Genomic DNA, 1442 nt, shown 5'->3' with positions numbered 1-1442 from the left:
CAAGATAAGTTGGTTGGAAATATCAGTTTTAACAGTATTAACCGTCAACTTAAAAAAGTAGAGATTGGCTACTGGTTAAGCTCTGAATACCAAGGTAAAGGTATCGTGAGTAAGTCGGTTTTAAAACTGACCGACTTGGCTTTTACTGAGTTTGATATGGAAAAAGTTCAGATATCAGCAGCAAGCGAAAATATTCCAAGTCGTAATGTATGTGAACGTTTAGGTTTCTCGCTTGAGGGCATAATCAGTCGCGCAGAAAATTTGAATGGCCGAGTTGTAGATCATGCTGTTTATGGTCTAAATCGTACCCATTGGCCCAAAACATAACAAACGCTTCAAGAGGGACAGCCAACGCGCGGCATTTTTACTATGCGTTGGTTTTTGTGATTATGGTGTTATGCGGAAAGTTGGTAGTAGCGTTGTCTGCCCCTTAAGCGGGCGTTATACGCATTCAGTAAAGTGTCAATTTTCAAGTGAGATTTATGAATAAGAGTGACCCAACTCAGGAACAAGAAGACACAGAAGTAACTAGTGAAAGTCGATTTGTTAAATTGGCTAAAAATCAATCTCTACCTATATTGATTTCAATATTTGCTGTATTTATCTCATGCATTAGTGCTTTTTTTTCGTATCAAGCTAACCAGTTAGCAATAGCTCAGTACAAACAGGAAAGGTTATTAATATTAAAGGGAGTGTTTTCTGGAGAAGACAAGTTCAGCATGTCTGTTTTACCAATTTCAGATAGCGCTCATTTTATGAAAGGGCAAGTTGTCTTTCCATCAAAGATATACGGTGAGCCTGCACCTATAGCCTCTGACGGACAGGTGTTACGAATGGGTGCCGTTATGTTTGACTTAGAAGAGCTTTTTCTCGAATCAGTAAAGCCAGAAAGCGGCTTTGTGAAAATTGCAGATAGGGAAGTCCCGATAATTATCACAACATATTATGCGTCAAATGGTATCGGATATACTGACACGTCGCTATATATGCTTGGGATGCAAATTGTACTCGGAGAAGAAGAGTATGCTCGCCCTGAGGTAGACTTAAACAGCCTGTCGTTCATCATGCGCTTTGATGATCAAGAGTCGATACCCAATGGATTACTTGATGACTTACTCTCGGGAAAGAAATATATAAACTTACCTTCCGGAGTTCTTTGAAATGCGCATAACAAAGCGTTTAAGACGGATTCCCAACGCTTGGCATTCTCAGTTTGCTTCTACTTAAGTGTTTACGGCACAATACTTTAGGTCTAGTTGTCTGCGTTGCTCACCACTTAACGCGGCGTTATGCTTAATCACGCAAAATCAGTGTGCAGGGTTCGCGCATGTTATTGACGCACCTTTTTATCGAATTTCGGGATAAAATTTTTAGAAATAGATTGAATTAGCGATCTTGACGTGATCTTATACTGTTAAAAATAAAGCAGGATAAGACGAATA

At 39.5% G+C, this 1442-nt stretch carries 2 protein-coding genes; both read left to right on the top strand.

The annotated features are described in order from the left end of the window. Nucleotides 1–327: GNAT family protein (locus UF06_RS08020; protein WP_045569981.1), on the top strand; the 327-nt coding region annotated here is incomplete at its 5' end. A 155-nt stretch (nt 328–482) separates the two neighbouring features. After that, nucleotides 483–1160 carry a hypothetical protein gene (locus UF06_RS08015; protein ID WP_045569980.1) on the top strand — a complete coding sequence of 226 codons (678 nt, stop codon included), beginning with the start codon at nt 483–485 and terminating at the stop codon, nt 1158–1160. Nucleotides 1161–1442: the final 282 nt, after the last annotated feature.

The organism is Vibrio sp. S234-5 (genome assembly GCF_000960595.1).
Lineage (GTDB): Bacteria > Pseudomonadota > Gammaproteobacteria > Enterobacterales > Vibrionaceae > Vibrio.
This window is presented reverse-complemented; position numbering and strand designations above follow the sequence as displayed.